At 40.3% G+C, this 17,627-nt stretch carries 14 protein-coding genes; 10 read left to right on the forward strand and 4 right to left on the reverse strand.

Features of this window, described 5'->3' with window-relative positions:
- Positions 1–160: 160 nt before the first annotated feature.
- Positions 161–1,702, forward strand: coding sequence for a carboxypeptidase-like regulatory domain-containing protein (locus tag HPE56_RS16035; RefSeq protein ID WP_188244764.1), 1,542 nt, complete (start codon positions 161–163; stop codon positions 1,700–1,702).
- Positions 1,703–1,705: 3 nt separating this feature from the next.
- Here HPE56_RS16035 and HPE56_RS16040 read toward each other — a convergent pair whose 3' ends face one another.
- The 3 genes from HPE56_RS16040 to HPE56_RS16050 form a co-directional block, all read right to left on the reverse strand.
- Positions 1,706–2,092, reverse strand: a complete 387-nt coding sequence (locus HPE56_RS16040; protein WP_188244765.1) for a DUF423 domain-containing protein — start codon at positions 2,090–2,092, stop codon at positions 1,706–1,708.
- Between the two features lie 121 nt (positions 2,093–2,213).
- Complete coding sequence (locus tag HPE56_RS16045; RefSeq protein ID WP_317173221.1) at positions 2,214–2,639, reverse strand: hypothetical protein; 426 nt, start codon at positions 2,637–2,639, stop codon at positions 2,214–2,216.
- A 6-nt stretch (positions 2,640–2,645) separates the two neighbouring features.
- Positions 2,646–4,682 (reverse strand): S9 family peptidase, encoded by a 2,037-nt coding sequence (locus HPE56_RS16050; RefSeq protein ID WP_188244766.1) that lies wholly within the window; start codon positions 4,680–4,682, stop codon positions 2,646–2,648.
- Between the two features lie 300 nt (positions 4,683–4,982).
- On the opposite strand from HPE56_RS16050, the gene HPE56_RS16055 reads away from it, so the two are divergent.
- Together HPE56_RS16055 and HPE56_RS16060 are read left to right on the forward strand one after the other, a co-directional pair.
- The gene (locus HPE56_RS16055; RefSeq protein WP_188244767.1) at positions 4,983–7,247 is read left to right on the forward strand and encodes a TonB-dependent receptor; all 2,265 of its coding nucleotides are present in this window, start codon (positions 4,983–4,985) and stop codon (positions 7,245–7,247) included.
- Positions 7,248–7,308: 61 nt separating this feature from the next.
- On the forward strand, positions 7,309–8,463 hold the full coding sequence (locus tag HPE56_RS16060; RefSeq protein WP_223170346.1) for a lycopene cyclase family protein: 1,155 nt from the start codon (positions 7,309–7,311) through the stop codon (positions 8,461–8,463).
- Positions 8,464–8,499: 36 nt separating this feature from the next.
- On the opposite strand, the gene HPE56_RS16065 is transcribed toward HPE56_RS16060, so the two are convergent.
- Positions 8,500–9,474: a polyprenyl synthetase family protein gene (locus tag HPE56_RS16065; protein ID WP_188244768.1), complete on the reverse strand. Its 975-nt coding sequence runs from the start codon at positions 9,472–9,474 to the stop codon at positions 8,500–8,502.
- 157 nt (positions 9,475–9,631) lie between these two features.
- Between HPE56_RS16065 and HPE56_RS20355 the strand changes: the two genes are divergently transcribed.
- The 7 genes from HPE56_RS20355 (at position 9,632) to HPE56_RS16095 (ending at position 17,378) form a co-directional block, all read left to right on the forward strand.
- Entirely contained in the window at positions 9,632–9,898 is a 267-nt protein-coding gene (locus HPE56_RS20355; protein ID WP_223170347.1) for a sigma factor, read from the forward strand.
- Positions 9,899–9,967: 69 nt separating this feature from the next.
- On the forward strand, positions 9,968–10,171 hold the full coding sequence (locus tag HPE56_RS20360) for an RNA polymerase sigma factor (protein ID WP_223170348.1): 204 nt from the start codon (positions 9,968–9,970) through the stop codon (positions 10,169–10,171).
- A gap of 73 nt (positions 10,172–10,244) precedes the next feature.
- A complete protein-coding gene (locus HPE56_RS16075) occupies positions 10,245–10,583 on the forward strand; it encodes a hypothetical protein (RefSeq protein WP_317173222.1) in 339 nt (112 codons plus the stop codon).
- 139 nt (positions 10,584–10,722) lie between these two features.
- Positions 10,723–11,328 carry a TetR/AcrR family transcriptional regulator gene (locus HPE56_RS16080; protein ID WP_188244769.1) on the forward strand — a complete coding sequence of 202 codons (606 nt, stop codon included), beginning with the start codon at positions 10,723–10,725 and terminating at the stop codon, positions 11,326–11,328.
- The gene (locus tag HPE56_RS16085) at positions 11,329–12,669 is read left to right on the forward strand and encodes a TolC family protein (protein ID WP_188244770.1); all 1,341 of its coding nucleotides are present in this window, start codon (positions 11,329–11,331) and stop codon (positions 12,667–12,669) included.
- 19 nt (positions 12,670–12,688) lie between these two features.
- Complete coding sequence (locus HPE56_RS16090) at positions 12,689–13,858, forward strand: efflux RND transporter periplasmic adaptor subunit (protein WP_188244771.1); 1,170 nt, start codon at positions 12,689–12,691, stop codon at positions 13,856–13,858.
- A 13-nt stretch (positions 13,859–13,871) separates the two neighbouring features.
- Positions 13,872–17,378 (forward strand): efflux RND transporter permease subunit, encoded by a 3,507-nt coding sequence (locus HPE56_RS16095; protein WP_188244772.1) that lies wholly within the window; start codon positions 13,872–13,874, stop codon positions 17,376–17,378.
- Positions 17,379–17,627 lie beyond the last annotated feature (249 nt).

The raw sequence follows: 17,627 nt of genomic DNA on the forward strand, positions 1-17,627 counted from the left end.
CCTATCAAAATAAACTGTAACAATCCTAAAGGCAATTCGTCATCTTATTTGACACCATAGTTCTTAACAAAAAGCTAAATGTGTCATAAAGAAAATAAAAATAGGGCTGACATTCTTTGAAGTATATGTTAGTTTGTTGACAACTAATCACCAATCAATCATGGACAAAATTATATTGTGGTTAATCGCCACATTGGTCACCGCTGTTTGTAGCACGGTACAAAGCCAAAACCTTACCTCACGGATTTTGGATTCCGTTACCCAGGAACCCATACCCTACGTAACCGTACAATTGAATAAAAAAGGGGTAATAACCAATGAGGAAGGCCGTTTTAGTTTTCTCTTGGATGAAAATGTCTCAGAAACCGATTCCCTCTTCGTTTCATGCATCGGTTACGCCTCGATTGGCAGACCCTTGAAGGAATTCCCTGATAATGTAATTTACCTAAGTCCAAAGGCTATAGAACTCAATCCGGTCATTGTGACCAACAAAAATTACACTGCCAAGGAAATCATAGCCTTGGTACAAGAAAACCTCGATAAGAATTACAATAAAGATCTTAGTAAAAAAAGATTGTTCTTTAGGGATTCTTACTTTCAGAATTTTTACAAAACCGACTATACCTTCCTAAAATCGACCATCAAGGAACTCAATAAAAAATTCTTGGACAGTGTTCTTAACACCATCCCGAAAAAATCGAGTTATTATACAGAGATTCTCTGTGACCTATACGGCAACTACGAAGGTGAGGACCAAAAAATAAATATCCTTAAAGCCTCTGAACTCTATGATAAAAGCAAAGAGCTCGATTATGATAAATTAGAGGAAAAATTCAACGAGATTATAAAATCGAATATCAAAAGGGACTCTTACTTCAAAATCAAATCAGGATTAATCGGTACCAAAATCAAAGGTGAGGATTTTGATGAGATCTTTGAATCCGACATCGATTCAACAGACCAGGCCGCCTTGAAAAAAGAGTTGGAGGAAAAGAAAAAAAGAGAGGAAAAGCGTAAGACCAATTTTGCGAAATACCGTAAAAACAGCATTGTGGATATGATGCAAGACCTTTTTTATTTAGAGGATTCCCCCCTGAATTTCATCAACAAATCCAGAAAATACGATTTCACCATAAAAGACTTTACCTATATGGGCGATGACCCCGTTTATATATTGGAATTCGTACCTGACGGCAGTGCCGATTACAGCGGAAAACTCTTTATCAATGCCGATGATTTTGCCGTAATGCGATTGGATTATGAAAACGTAAAACCCTTGAAGAAATTCAATCTATTGGGCATAAGTATGAAACAATATTTGGGGAAGGGTAAAATAATCTTCAGCAAATCGGAGGATGGCAAATACAACCTGCGTTTTCTCGAACAGGAAGAGGGCACTAAAGTGGGGATTCGTAGACCTTTGAAAATCATAGAAAAGAACAAACATGTCAAAGGCAGGAACAAACAAAACGAACTTTCGGTTAAACTGGATATGGGTACGGCCGGCACAAATAAACGTGAACTTATTGTATTTGATTCCAACCCAATATCCACTGCGACCTATGAGGCATTTACAGAGAACAATGCCGTTTTGCCAACATACATGCCAAGTTATGACCCGGAATTTTGGAAAGGCCAAACCATTATAGAGCCTAACCAGGCCATACGTGAATTCACTTCTTCAGAAGAAATCGCAAAATAGCCCTTAGATTAGATTGGCAATGAAATTATAACACAGAAGCCCCCATCCTATCACCAAAAGTAGTCCGCCTAAAGGTGTTACAGGGCCAAGGAAGGCCATATTCTTTCCTTTTGACTTCCCTATCACCAATAGATAAATACTGAATGAAAACAATAGTATACCAAAAGTAAAACAGTAGATCATATATCGCTGTACATCAGTATCGAGGTTAAGGTTAAAACTTAGGACCAATAACAAAATGGCATGGTACATCTGATATTTTACACCGGTTTCAAAACTTTTAAGCTGATCTTCGTTCAACGACTTTTTTAAGGCATGGGCTCCAAAAGCACCAAGAATAACCGCAAATAAACCTAGAAGGGAACCAACAACCTGAGCGAAAAGAACCATTTGAAAAATTTTAGCCCTAAGATAATTAAACCCTTTGGAGTAAAAGTGGCTTTTCGTCTTATTCGTGCCTAAATGAAATGGGAAAGTCCGTTTTTAAAACCAATTTACACTTGAACCTGCCCTATTGGGCACTATCGATTCTTTGTTTCAGCAGATTGAACAATTGATCTGTTTTTAGACTATCGGCGTAATTCATATAGAATTTTAAAGAATCATTATAAACCAACTTGATTTTGCGGTTCGATAGGTTATCGACATATACATTGACTTTCTTATCGGTCAACGAATCCTTGAACTCACGAAAAATCCCCTTTTCCTTTTCCCAGGCAGAAAACCCGTTCAGCCGTTCCATCGGGGGAATCTTATCGATCCACAGCACACTATCCAATTGTGCATAGCTGATTTTCTTATAATAAAATCCTGATAGGATCTTAAGTTTATCCTGTTCTACCTTTGTCCAATTTTTATAATGGGCAAGAAAGGCCATAAGGCAAACAATGACAGTTAAAACCATGACCACATTCCAGAAGGGAAATCCTTTTTTCACTATTTATTATTTTAGGGTATTAAATTTATCAAACCAAGCCAATGTATGTGCAATCTTCGTAATTAAATTGCTTGGCCTATTGGCTATACCATGGCTCGCATTGGGTATTTCAACAAAAACCGTTTCTTTTTTCCTTAATTTAAGGGCATGGTACAATTGTTTGGCCTCACTGGGTGGCGTTCTTAAATCATCCATCCCTACCATGACCATGGTCGGGGTTTCTATATTACCAACGAGTGAAAGTGGGGAAAATTTCCAGTACCCTTCGAAATTTTCCCAAGGTTGACCGGGGTAACGCGAGTTCGCATACCCGAAATAATTATCGGCGACCAAGGTTTTGCTGATCCAGTTCATCACCGGTTTGGCTACCACCGCAGCTTCAAACCGATTGTTTTTTCCTATGATCCAAGCCGTCATTATTCCACCGGCACTACCACCGGTTACAAACAATTGGTCTTCACTGGCAATTCCCTTGGCAATACAATAATCAACCCCATCCATCACATCCTGATAATCATCGCCAGGATAATTGTTGTATAGTAAGTTGCCAAATTCCTCTCCGTAACTGGTACTACCCCGTGCATTGGGATAGAAAACCACATAACCCGCGGCGGCATACAACTGCATTTCCACAGAAAAGCGATCACCATAATTTAAAATGGGTCCGCCATGGTTCTCGACTAAAAAGGGGTATGTCTGCGAAGCGTCGTATCCTGGGGGATAGACGACCCAACCTTGAATATCGCGTTGGTCAACCGTTGACGTATACCAAATCTCCTCTACCTTACCTAAATTTCTATAATCCAATAACCCTTTATTCAAGTGGGTTATCCTAAGTGGTTCTTTATCCTTGGGTTTTATAACTGCCAAATCCGCAGGGTATTCCGGTCTTGTCTTGGTGAAAACGATCGTGCCATTCTTTGATCTACTGAAAGAACCACTGGCATATGGTCTTCCGATGGTGGTACCTCCCAAATCATCGGCAAGCTTTGATACTTTACCACTTAGGGTAATATATCCTATTTTACTATTGCCTTTATCATCGAAGGTAAAATAGAGTCCCTCACTTTTACGATCCCAAACAATATTGGCAACACCTCTATCCAATTCCTGGGAAATTACACGTTGATTTCTGCCGTCGGCATCCATAAGATAGAGGCGCCGCACCTGATAGGCCTGCACCTGATCATCATAGCCGATATAGGCAATGTGTTTCCCATTGGGGGACACCGTTGGACTGGTGTCGGGTCCTTTTCTATTGGTTAGGGTCGTTATGATTCCATTTTGAACCCCAACCCCATAAATCTCACTGTTTCTAAAATCATATTCCCAGTCCTTATTTCTATTGGCAGAAAAGTAAATCGTATCCGCGTTGGGACCCCAACTTAATTTCCCCCTATGATGAAAATCACCTGAGGTAAGTTGCCGTGGTGCCCCGCCGTCGGCAGGTATGGTAAAAATATGGCTGAATCCGGGATTTATGTATCCCCGACCATCAGCTTCGTGATAAAGTCTATCTGTAATCCTCGGTGACTCCGCCCACTTTGCCCCTTTTGGCTTTTTGGGCATTTGGGCGACAACAGGTGGCTTCGTTTCCAATTTCATTGAAAATGCCAATTGATCCCCTTTTGGCGACCAGGTCAGGGAAGATGGAGTGGATTCCAACTGTGAAATTTTAGCCGTCTTTCCCGTATTGACCCAATACATGTAAATTTCAGAACCCTCGTCCGTACTACTTACAAAAGCCAATCTATCCCCATTGGGCGACCATCTTGGACTAAATTCCCCCGTTTCTTTGGCGGTGAGTTTTTGATGTTGTGAGCCATCGGTCCTGATCATCCACAAATTACCAACAGCCCTGTCCTTCATGATATCCATACCCATCCTACGATATACAATTAAATCACCATTGGGGGAAATCTGGGGGTCCGATGCGTATTGTAGGTCAAAAAGATCCAGGTAAGTAAACTCCTTTTTTTGGGCATTTCCATAAAAAAAGAAACATAAGATCAAAAGTAGGATAGGTAGGCTTTTATATCGCATGACTAAAAAAATAATGATTAGCTAAACTTAAGCAATAACCCACATTATACAAAGCGATTAAAGATATCGCTTTAAAGATGGGGAATGTATAAAAACCACAACCCTTAAGACCCTTTGCGATTATATCCATTATATATAACCTATTGCATTTATAACAGGCCATTTAGAATTATCCAAAACCAAACTTATCCCTACGACAGCATCGAAAATCTTAAATTTCTTAACATAATTATCCTTGTGGATAAATACAAATCCTTAATTTTGCCCTTATTTTTAATTTGTCTAAATAAACATAGTGACATGAAGCCGATATTCCTATTATTTACACTCCTATTGTTGGTCCCATTTATCATGACCGCACAAGATGCCCAAATAAAAGGTACTATTACCGAATCGGGTTTCCCCATTCCCTATGCAAATGTTTTTCTAGAAGGAACCGGTATTGGGAACTCAAGTAATGATAATGGTGGTTATACCATTGCCAACATAAAGCCTGGAATATATTCCCTAAAAGTATCGGTAGTAGGTTATCTTCCTTATTCAAAACAAATTGAACTTCATACTAATGAGTCGAAAGTGCTCAATATTGAACTTAAACCAAGCACCGAACAACTAGAGGAAATGGTAGTCACCGGAACACTAAAGGCGGTCAGCAGGTCCGAAAGTCCTGTACCCGTAGAAGTTTATAGTCCTACTTTCCTAAAAAAGAATCCGACAGCAAGCATATTCGAAGCTCTTCAAAACGTTAATGGGGTTAGACCCCAGATCAATTGCAACATTTGCAACACCGGTGATATTCACATTAATGGCCTGGAAGGCCCTTACACCCTGGTTTTAATTGATGGAATGCCCATAGTTAGTGGGCTAGGAACTGTCTATGGTCTGTCAGGTATACCAAATTCTTTGATAGAGCAAGTAGAAATCGTAAAAGGACCTGCATCCAGTTTGTATGGGAGTGAAGCCGTTGGTGGACTTATTAATGTCATTACCAAAAGTACTGGGACAGCACCACTCTTTTTTGCCGATAGTTTTGTATCTGATTGGGGCGAATTCAATGTAGATGTTGGCACCAAGATCAATTTTGGAAAAAAGACGGATGCCCTTTTAGGAATAAACTATTTCAATTATAGTAATCCCATCGACAACAATAATGATAATTTCACTGATTTAGCACTTCAAGATCGAATTTCCATTTTTCAGAAATGGAATTTCAAGAGAGAAAATAACCGCATATTTTCTCTAGCAGGCCGCTATTTTTATGAAGACCGTTGGGGTGGGGAAATGCAATGGACACCGGAATATCGAGGGGGTGATGAAATCTATGGCGAAAGTATTTACACCAGTAGATGGGAAATTCTTGGTAAATATGAACTGCCTATCGACGAAAAAGTATTGTTTTCATTCTCGTATAACGACCATCATCAAAATTCCGCCTACGGCAATACTCCCTACCTTGCTGATCAACGTATAGGATTTGGACAATTCACATGGGACAAAACCGTTGGGACCCACGATATGCTCTTCGGTGCTGCCCTAAAATACACCTATTACGACGACAACACAACGGCAACCGATATTGCCGATGAAGTGGTTATTCCGAGCTTTTTTGTCCAAGATGAGATTCAACTGGCCGAAAAACATTCCCTACTTTTCGGTATGCGGTACGATTATGACAAGCGGCATGGTAGTATTTACACTCCACGAACTGCCTATCGATGGAAAATGTCCAATAATGATATTCTACGTTTCAATGCCGGCACCGGATTCCGTGTTGTGAACCTATTCGCAGAAGAACACGCTTCCTTGAACGGTGCAAGGGACGTTATTGTTACCGAGGAACTGAAACCTGAGCGTTCATACAATTTCAATCTTAATTATTTAAAAAAGATTTATACTGACAACGGTACATTTATAGGTCTAGATGCTTCCTTATTCTATACCCACTTCACGAATATCATTCTCCCTGATTACGATACCAATCCGAATCAGATCATTTACGACAATTTGGATGGGAAATCCATTTCCAAAGGAATAAGTGCCAATGTTGATGTTGCCTTTCCTAGTGGCTTGAAATTGTTATTAGGGGCCACGGTACAAGACGTTAGTGCCACGGAAAACGGTATTAAACAGGATCAAATCCTAACAGAAAGCTATACGGGTACTTGGAATGTATCCTATACCCATAGACCTTGGAACCTTAGTATTGACTATACGGGAAACTTATACGGACCTATGCGTTTACCCCTTTTGGGCGATGCCGATCCGAGAAAAGAATACTCACCGGTCTGGAGCATTCAAAATATCCAATTCACCTATAAAGGCATTAAAAACTTTGAGTTTTATGGCGGCGTTAAAAATTTATTGGACTGGACTCCCAATCGCGGAAACCCATTCATCATAGCTAGGGCAGATGATCCCTTTGACAAAAATGTGACCTTTGACAATAACGGCGATGTTGTTGCAACAGCCGACAATCCTTATGCCCTAACTTTTGACCCTGCATACATTTATGGCCCTAACCAAGGCCTACGTACATTCTTTGGATTGCGTTATCGATTGGATTAATTATGAATAAGCTTTAGGGAAATGCCTATTTTTGAAAAGCAACTTTCATAGGTAACCACAATTGGGGAAATTTACTCTACAATATGATTATATTATCATCGGTGCCGGTGCAGCCGGCTTAATGCTTGCCAATGCATTGGGCCAAGATGCCTATTTTCAGGATAAAAGAATCTTGCTTCTTGATAAAGATCCGAAAAAAACCAATGACCGAACTTGGTGCTTTTGGGAAAGAGGATCTGGACAATTTGATCCCATCGTCGCGAAATCCTGGAATAATATCTTCTTTGGCGGACAAGTCTTCTCCCAACAGTTCAATATTGAACCCTATACCTATAAACTGGTTCGCGGATCTGATTTTTACCAAGACCACCTTCAGAAGATCAAGGCCTATGCCCATGTCGATTTTATCGAAGAAGAGGTTGTCGGGATTGTGGAGAGTAAAGACGGGGTAAGGGTGTCGACAGCAACGAATGAATATACCAGTCCCCAGATATTCACTAGTATTTTCGATTTCAAGACCCTTAAGGACCAACAAAAGTACCCCGTTTTACAGCAACATTTTGTCGGTTGGTTGGTAGCGACCAAAGAACCTACATTCAATGAGGATGAAGCTGTATTTATGGATTTCTCGGTGGAACAAAGGAACAACACCCGCTTTATGTATGTGTTACCGTATTCCGAAAATACGGCATTGCTCGAATATACCTTGTTCTCCGAAGATCTTTTGCCTATTGATGAATATGAAAAGGCGATCAAGGATTACTTAAACCTGAAATACCATTGTACGGAATTTGAAATACTGGAAAAAGAGCAAGGGAGTATTCCCATGACCTCCTATGATTTTCAGGTGCATAACACGAAAAGAATCCAATATATCGGTTCGGCAGGAGGATGGACCAAACCCAGTACGGGCTACACCTTCTACAATACCTCAAAAAAAATTCGCGATTTAATCCCATTAATCAAGAACAACCGACCATTTACTTCGCTTCGAAGTCCAAGAAAATTCTGGTTTTACGACCTGCTTCTATTGGATATACTTTTTACCCAAAATGACAAAGGCCAATATATCTTTGAAACCCTATTTAAGAACAGACCCCCTCAATTGATCTTTAAATTTCTGGATGAGGAAACAAGTCTATGGGAAGACCTCCAAATAATTTCCGGTTGTCCTAAAAAGGAATTTATAAAAGCCCTGTTGGGAAGGTTATTTTGACCAATTTTTAACATCAAAAAAGCAACAGGGTAAACCTTATACCTTTCGCATCATTAAGTTTTCGCCAAACTGCTTAAGTACAGCTTTCTTTTCTTCCGACATGTCGATGACATCCAGAACCTCAAAGGCCTTTTGGGTATAGTTTTGAATTTCCGATTTCGTATGCTTGGCAGCGCCCGTAGAAAGGAAGATACCCTTAACGGAGTTTACCTTGTCGGACACATCTTGCGGCTGAATGGAATACAGATCAAGTATTTCCTTCTGCTCCCCAGCATTACCCAACTGCAGTGCCGATAAATACAAAATGGTCTTTTTATTCTCTATAATATCACCACCCACCTGTTTTCCGAAACTTTCGGGATCCCCGAAAGCGTCTAAATAATCGTCCTGCAGCTGAAAAGCTATCCCTAGGTTCTTACCAAATTCATAAATAAGGTTTTGGTCCTTCAATGAGGCCCCTGCTATAATCCCTCCCATTTTCATCGCGGCTGCGACAAGTACCGCTGTTTTGTATTCGATCATATGCAGATACTCAGGAACCGTGACATCGTCCCTAGTCTCAAAATCCATATCATATTGTTGTCCTTCACAAACCTCAAGCGCTGTCTTGCTAAATAACATGGCCAACGCCCTAAAGATTTCACTTGGGTAATTCTCAAAAAACTGATAGGCGAGAATCAGCATAGCATCACCCGATAGAATTCCGGTATTCAAATCCCATTTTTCATGAACGGTCTTTTGCCCCCTACGCAAAGGAGCATCATCCATAATATCGTCATGTATCAATGAGAAATTATGAAAAACCTCTATGGCCAGGGCTGCATCCATGGCCTTCTTATAATCCGTTCCGAAAAGTTCGGTCGTCATAAGCGTAAGAACCGGTCGAAGGCGCTTACCACCAAGTCGTAAAATATAATTGATCGGGTCATAAAGTCGTGATGGCTCCTTATCAATTGACTTTTGCTCTAAATAGGTTAGAAATTCTTTTCTATAAAGTTCTATGGAATACATTACAGCTGATTTTTGTCAAAAATACATCCATTTTAACAAAACCCTTTCAAAGAAATTCCATTTCAAAAACAAAAACCCATAAGTAAACCGTAAAAAAATGCAATAGTTTTGAAAAATTTCGTCTTTAAGAGGGAAGGGATGATTTAAATAGTATTGAATGACTTCGAAAACGGACAACCATTTTAAGCTAAAGGCATTCTTTAATGATGAATATCACGCATTAAAAGCATACGCCAAATCTAAAATCGACGATGCTGCGGATAGGGATGCTGATGAAATTGTCCAGGATGTAGCCTTAAAGCTTTTTTCACAGGTCAACCGTTCTCCCATAAATAACATAGCCGGTTTTGTGTACCACTCGCTAAGGAATAGAATCATTGATATTTTAAGAAGCAAAAAAGAACGGTTATCCGTTGAAGACTAATTGGAGATACGGCTTGTCCAATTCTCTGAGCTTCTTTACGGTAAATCGGACAATTCATATTCTGACTGTATGAAAAACGAACTCAAACAGGCTATTTTAAAATTGAAACCCTTATATCGTAAAATAATCTTCGTTATAGATTTTGAAGGGTATACTTATAAAGAAATTTCACTGGAAACAGGAATACCCGAAGGTACCTTAATGTCTAGACGACATCGTGCCATTGCCTTATTATACAAAGAATTGGAATCGAAAAAAGAATATAATAACTAGAACAAATTACTATGTCAGAATATATGGAGCGAAAAGTAAAGTCGAAAAGTACTTCAAGGCACTATTGAAAATAGTGATTGGAGGTATTCAACTCATAGCCCTTATTATGCTATTTGGTTATGTAACGATGCGTTTATGGAACTGGTTGATGCCCGAAATTTTTGGACTTGTTCCCATTGACTATTGGCAAGCCATAGGCATCATTGTCCTATCCAAGATCATTTTCGGTGGATTCGGCAGCCACAACAAGGCTAAGTCAAGGAAGAAAAAAATCAGTAAAAAATTCTCTTCAAAATGCACCAATGGGGGTAACAAGGATTTTTCCAAATGGAAATACTACGACCAATTCTGGGAAGCGGAAGGCAATCAGGCTTTTGAAAACTACGTAAAGTATAAAAAAGAAGGCGCTTGACCCCTAAAACGACGCAGAAAAGGAATCCTAGCCCTGGATGATACGATCTAGCACGTATTAAATTATCGTAAAACTTTGGAAACTTTTATTGTTTCTCAAGTTTCCGTGGTATATTTGCCCGCTTTATTGCTTAAGTTACATGAGAGAGAAAATATTACATAAGGCTACAGACCTATTTCTAAACCTGGGGTTTAAGAGTGTTACCATGGATGACCTAGCGCATGAACTAGGTATTTCAAAAAAAACAATTTACGCCCATTTTGCGAATAAGACCAAATTAGTGGAAGAATGTACCAAACAATTGTTTTGTACCATCTCGCAAGACATCGATCACGTATGCTCCCTACAAAGGAACCCTATTGAGGAAATGTACGAAATAAAAAAAATAGTGCTCTTGCATTTAAAGGATGAAAAAGCCTCTCCCCAGTACCAATTACAGAAATACTATCCTAAAATCTTTGAGGACATCAAAGCCAAACAATTCGAAATGATGGAGGATTGTTTTATTGAAAATATCAAAAAGGGAATCCATTTGGGAATCTATCGTGAAAACCTCAATATGGATTTTCTTTCCAGGATTTATTTCTCTGGGATGACCAGCCTTAAAAATCATGCCCTATTTCCTGTAACAATGTTCTCCATGACTAGTCTTATGGATGACTTTCTCGAATACCATATTAGGGGTATCGCAACACTGAAAGGACAACAAATATTGAATACAATAATCAACTCTAATCAAGAATAGATGAAAATCCGTTTTATACTGATCCTTATATTTATACTTTCAGCAAAGGGCTATGCCCAGGATCTGCCCGAAAGTTTTTCTTTGGAAGAGGCCATATCCTATGCCCTGGAGCACAATTACAGCGTAATAAATGCCAATAGGGACATTATCGACGCACAAAAACAAAAATGGGAAACCATTGCCGATGGGTTGCCACAGGTCAACGGAGCGGTAAGCTATTCAAACCAATTAAAGCAAACCATTTCCCTTATACCTGCCGAATTCTTTGGTGGTGAGGCCGGAACCTTTGAACCCGTTATTTTTAGTCAGCCCCAACAAGTTTCGGCATCAGCGACCTTAACGCAACAAATATTCGACGGCACCTACATTGTCGGTGTACAGGCTACCAAAACCTTTTTAAATTATACTGCCAACAATAAGGAAAAAACGGATTTGGAAGTCCGTAAAGCGGTTGTTGAGGCCTATGGCAACGTTCTTTTGGCACAAGAGAGTATTACCATATTGGAAAAAAACCAAGCCACTTTAGCGAAAAACCTATTCGAAACGAATAAGATCTTCGAAAACGGATTAGGGGAAGAGGAAAGCGTTGAACAACTACAGATAACGTTATCCTCTGTTGAAAGCCAATTGAAAAATGCGATTCGTTTAAAAGAAATAACCCTTCAAATGTTGAATCTTTTAATCGGTAAATCCATAGACTCCCCAACCCAGTTGACCGAGAATCTTGATGACCTAACCCTTAAACAAATAGACTTGAATTTATTGGATTCCCCCTTGAACATGGAAAACAATATCGATTATAAGTTGGCGAACAACCTTAGCGAACAACGTTCCTTAGAATTGAAATTAGCGAAAAGTAGAGCGCTTCCAACACTGAATGCCTATATAAACTACGGAAGCACATCGTACAGCGACTCCTTTAATTTCCTTAGCGGAGATCCCGATTGGTACGATTATTCCATTTTGGGCTTCGATTTGAACATTCCCATCTTCAGTTCTTTAAAACGAAGTGCAAGTACACAGAGAGCTAAAATAGCTTTGGAAAAAGCCAAAACCCAACTTACCGAAGCGCAAGAACAGATTCGTTTGGAATGGCAGCGCGCCAAAAGCGATTATACATTGGCCATTGAAGAATATGAAACTGCAAAAAACAATTTGGGCCTTGCCGAACGTATTGAAAACAAGAACGAAGTGAAATATTTTGAAGGCCTGGCCAGTAGTTTCGAACTACGACAAGCACAAACCCAATTATATACAGCCCAACAAGATTATTTACAATCAATGGTAACGGTAATCAATGCCAAGACCGCCTTGGAAACTATAATGAACAACAAACTATAAGACAACTAAGCAGCAAACCATGAAAAAGATCCTATATACTATTACAATCCTTCTATTGGTAATCGCCTGTGGCGACAATACGGGACAGTCCGTTGAAGATATTATCTCCCAAGGAGACCTTAAGGCAATCAGGGCGAAAAAGAGCGAAATCACAGAACAACAGAGACATCTTGAGGAAGAGGCTAAAAAACTTGACTCCGTAATTGCCAAGTTGGGTGGGGAAGAGAAACTGCCATTGGTAACCACGATAACGGCTGAAAATCAAAATTTTGTACACTACCTTGATTTGCAAGGCGAGGTGAAAACCAAACAAAACGTACTGATCTACCCAGAAATGTCAGGTACATTGGAAAAAATCTATGTCAAAAAAGGACAACGGGTATCCAAAGGACAGCTCTTGGCCAAGATTGATGATGGTGGTTTGAGCAGTCAACTCGAGCAGCTTAAAACCCAGGCCGAACTCAACAAAACCACCTTTGAACGCCAAAAAAGGTTGTGGGATCAAAAAATAGGTTCCGAAATACAGTACTTACAAGCAAAAACAAACTTTGAGGCTTCTGAAAATGCGGTAAAACAGCTTGAAAGCCAACTGGGTAAATCAACAATACGTGCACCGTTTACCGGTATATTGGATGATGTGATCAAGGATCAGGGCACCGTGGTTTCCCCAGGTCCCGGTTCCGAGGTTTTCCGCATCGTAAACCTAAGCAACATGTATATTGAGGTTGATGTTCCTGAAACTTATTTAGGTCAAATCGCCAAGGGCAAGGAAGCCGTTGTTTATTTTCCAGTGTTAGGTGATAGCGTAATGACTAAAATACGGGAAACCGGTAATTTCATCAATCCAAGCAATCGTTCCTTCAGTATTGAAATTCCTGTTCCCAATAAAAATGGCCTCATTAAGCCTAACCTTACGGCAAGGGTAAAACTTAATGATTATACCAATGCCAATGCCATACTTATTCCGCAAAGTATAATATCAGAAAATGCTTCGGGAGAGCAATATGCCTACGTAAGTTCTGAACCAAATGATAAAAATGAGGCGGTTGTAACCAGAAGTATCATAAAAACCGGTAAAACCCAGAATGGGATGATTGAGGTGCTTAGTGGTATAGAAAGTGGTAATCAAATCATCAATGAAGGTGCAAGGACCGTTAAAAATGGTCAGAAAGTAAAAATCCTTAAATAAAGACGTTGAACCAATGAGCAAACAGCTAAAAAACGCCCAAAAGGAATTTGGCCTTTCATCATGGGCCATCGACAACCCTTCGGTCATTTATGTCATGATCGGCATCTTCTTTTATATTGGGCTCAAATCCTATTTCGCAATGCCAAGGGAGGATTTTCCCGAAATTGTGGAAACCAAAATCTATATCAGTACCCCATATCCGGGCAATACGGCCGAGGATATTGAACGACTGATCACAGACCCCTTGGAAGATCGTTTAAAGGGCATAAGCAACGTTGTTGAGATTACCTCAACCTCCCAAGAGGATTATGCGATCATCACGGTTGAATTCGATGAGGATATTACCGTTGAGGAGGCCAAGCAAAAGGTAAAGGACGAGGTCGATGTTGAAAAGGCAACTGAAGATTGGCCAACTTTTAACAATGCGAAGGTTGATCCCAATGTTTTTGACCTGAACATTTCGGAATCCATTCCGATCATGAATGTGAATTTTACGGGGGATTATCCCGTTGGGAAGCTAAAGGAATTTGCGGAACACCTACAGGATGAAATTGAAGACCTCCCCGAAATAAAGGAAGCCCAAATACGTGGAGCCCAGGACAAAGAGGTTGAGGTCGCGGTTGACATCCATAAAATGATGGCTGCTAAAATCAGCTTTCAGGATGTTATCAGTGCTATTGGCAATGGAAACACGACCATGTCGGCAGGCAACTTGAAATCAGGTGGCCAACGTCGTACCATCCGTATCATTGGGGAGATTGAAGATCCCAAGGAATTGGACGATTTCGTGGTTAAATCGGAAAATGGCGCCGTGTATTTGAAGGATATTGCCACGGTTACCTTCAGTGAGGAAGACAAAACCACCTATGCCCGTGAATTTGGACAAAATGTAGTAATGCTCAACGTTACAAAACGGGCTGGCCAAAATGCGATTTCAGCCGCAGACAAGATCAAGGCACTGGTAAAAGATCAGTTGGAAAACTACTATCCCGCGGATTTAAAAATATCAATAGCCAACGATTCCTCTACCCGTACTTTAAACCAGGTAGATGACCTTGTGAACAATATTATCTTTGGTATTCTACTAGTGGTTACCGTTTTGATGTTCTTCTTGGGATTCCGGAATGCCCTATTCGTTGGTTTTGCAATTCCCATGTCGATGTTCATGTCGTTTATGATCTTAAACTATTTGAATGTCTTCATCGATGGTATGAGCTTTACCCTGAACACCATGATCCTCTTTGGAATGATCATGGGTCTGGGAATGTTGGTGGACAATGGAATCGTGGTCGTAGAGAACGTATACCGTCTTATGGACCAAGAAGGTATGTCGCGCATAGAAGCTACCAAAAAAGGTATTGGCGAAATCGCCTATCCTATCATCATATCAACGGCAACAACAGTTGCGGCTTTTGTTCCTTTAGGCCTTTGGCCCGGGATTTTCGGCCAGTTCATGATTTACTTCCCCATTACCCTGTCGGTGGTATTGGGATCATCACTCTTTGTGGCCATTTTTATGAATTCGATGTTGGTTTCCCGTTTTATGGAAATCGGTGAAAAAGAATTAACCCTAAAACAACTCATAAGAATCAGTATCATTTTAGGCGTATTCGGAATTTTTATTTTAGTCGTAGGGGGTCCTGTACGCGGTTTGGGTTCGTTAATGATCCTTACGGCCATGTTGTTCTGGATCTACAAATATGTGATTAAAAGTGCCGCCCTCAGTTTTCAAAGGGTAATTATGACCCGTCTTGAGGATCTTTATGAAAAGCAGTTAAAGACCGCACTACGGGGCAATAATGTGTATTGGTACTTTGGATTGACCTTTTTACTCTTACTGATCACATTCATGCTCTTCGGAATGTCTATTGGCAGTGGTAGGACCAAAATCGAATTCTTCCCTGACAACAAACCCAATGAGATTTATGCTTACATAGAATATCCACAAGGTACAGCTATTGAAAAAACCAATCAGTTGACCATGGATATAGAAAAACGGGTCTATGAGGTAATCAACCAAGACAAATACAAAAAAGGGGATTTCAATTTCTTGGTGGAATCTGCCGTATCCCAAGTAGGGGAAGGCGCAGGTAACCCTTACACCGACGGTGGTTCAACAGCGGAAATGCCACATCGTGGAAAGATAACGCTATCAATGCGTGAATTTAAATATCGAGGAGGTCTCGATACCGAGGAACTAAGACAACATCTACAGGATGCCCTTAGCGGTATATATCCTGGTGTCGCGATTTCGGTGGAGAAAGATGCCAATGGTCCACCTGCCGGTTATCCCATCAATATTGAATTGGAAGGTAAGGACTATGATGAACTTATCAATACCGCAGAGGATATGCGGAATTTCATCAATAGCAAGAACATTGCCGGGATCGAAGAGTTGAAAATCGATGTGAACAAGGGCAAACCAGCCATGGAAGTAGCCGTTGACCGTGAAAAAGCGGGTGAATTGGGTGTTTCGGTAGGTCAGGTAGGCTTACAATTGAGACGTTCTTTGTTTGGTGAAAAAGCAGGCGTCTATAAAAAAGATGGTGATGACTATGATATAAACGTGCGTTTCAATGAGGATCTTCGGTACAATACCAGTGCACTCTTTAACCAGAATATCATTTTTAGGGATCCAGCAACCGGGCAAATCAAGGAAATTCCTGTTTCTTCCGTGGCTTCGGAGCGAAATACCTCATCATTCAGCGCCATTAAACACAAAGACAACAAGCGGTTGGTAACGGTCTATTCCCAATTAAAACCCGGATTTTCCGATGCAGGGGCGATAGTAGCGGAAATACAGAAAGAGATGGAGGATTTTAGACAACTTCCGTTGGACATTAAAATCGACTATACCGGTCAAATCGAAGAGCAAAACAAACAAATGCAGTTTTTGGTGGGTGCCTTTTTCTCTGGTTTGGGATTGATTCTATTGATTTTGATCTTCCAATTCAGCGGGGTCTCAAAACCGATTATTATCATGATCGCCATATTCCTTAGTTTTATTGGGGTTTTTGGCGGACTTATGATAACGGGCAAGCCCTTCGTGATCATGATGACCATGATGGGAATCATCTCCTTGGCAGGAATCGTGGTGAACAATGGTGTTGTTCTTTTGGATTACACCCAGATCCTGATTGACCGCAAAAAATTAACAATGGGATTGGGGGATACGGATCTATTATCGAAAGTCGAGGTCACCGATTCCATAGTTAAGGGAGGAAAAGCAAGATTAAGACCTGTATTGCTGACCGCGATTACCACGGTTCTAGGGTTGATCCCTTTGGCTATCGGACTCAATATAGATTTCTTTTCCCTATTCACTGAATTCGACCCCAAGATATACATTGGTGGTGATAATGTGGTATTCTGGGGACCATTGGCATTGACCGTGATCTATGGTTTGATTGTTGCCACATTCCTAACCCTCATTATAGTACCTGTACTGTTCAGTATAGAATATAGAATGAAGATTCGGGTTAGTAATTGGCGAAATAAGCCAAAAGTACCATCGGTCTAAAATAATTCGGTAAATTAAAACAGGCAGTCTTTCTCCAAGCAGAAAGACTGCTTTTTTATGCCCTATAAAAAATGACTTGACCAAACATCCCGCTCCCAACGCGTAACACCAATATTCAGCACAACGGTCTTTTACAAAGTAGGGATTTACTGGCCCCTAAACGCATAAAAGTAGGGGCATTAATCGGCGTTTTAAGGCAAAACAATCCGCAGGGCCAAAAGTTTGGTCTTTATGTGATACCTTTGGTAT

The organism is Maribacter aquimaris (assembly GCF_014596745.1).
GTDB lineage: Bacteria > Bacteroidota > Bacteroidia > Flavobacteriales > Flavobacteriaceae > Maribacter_A > Maribacter_A aquimaris.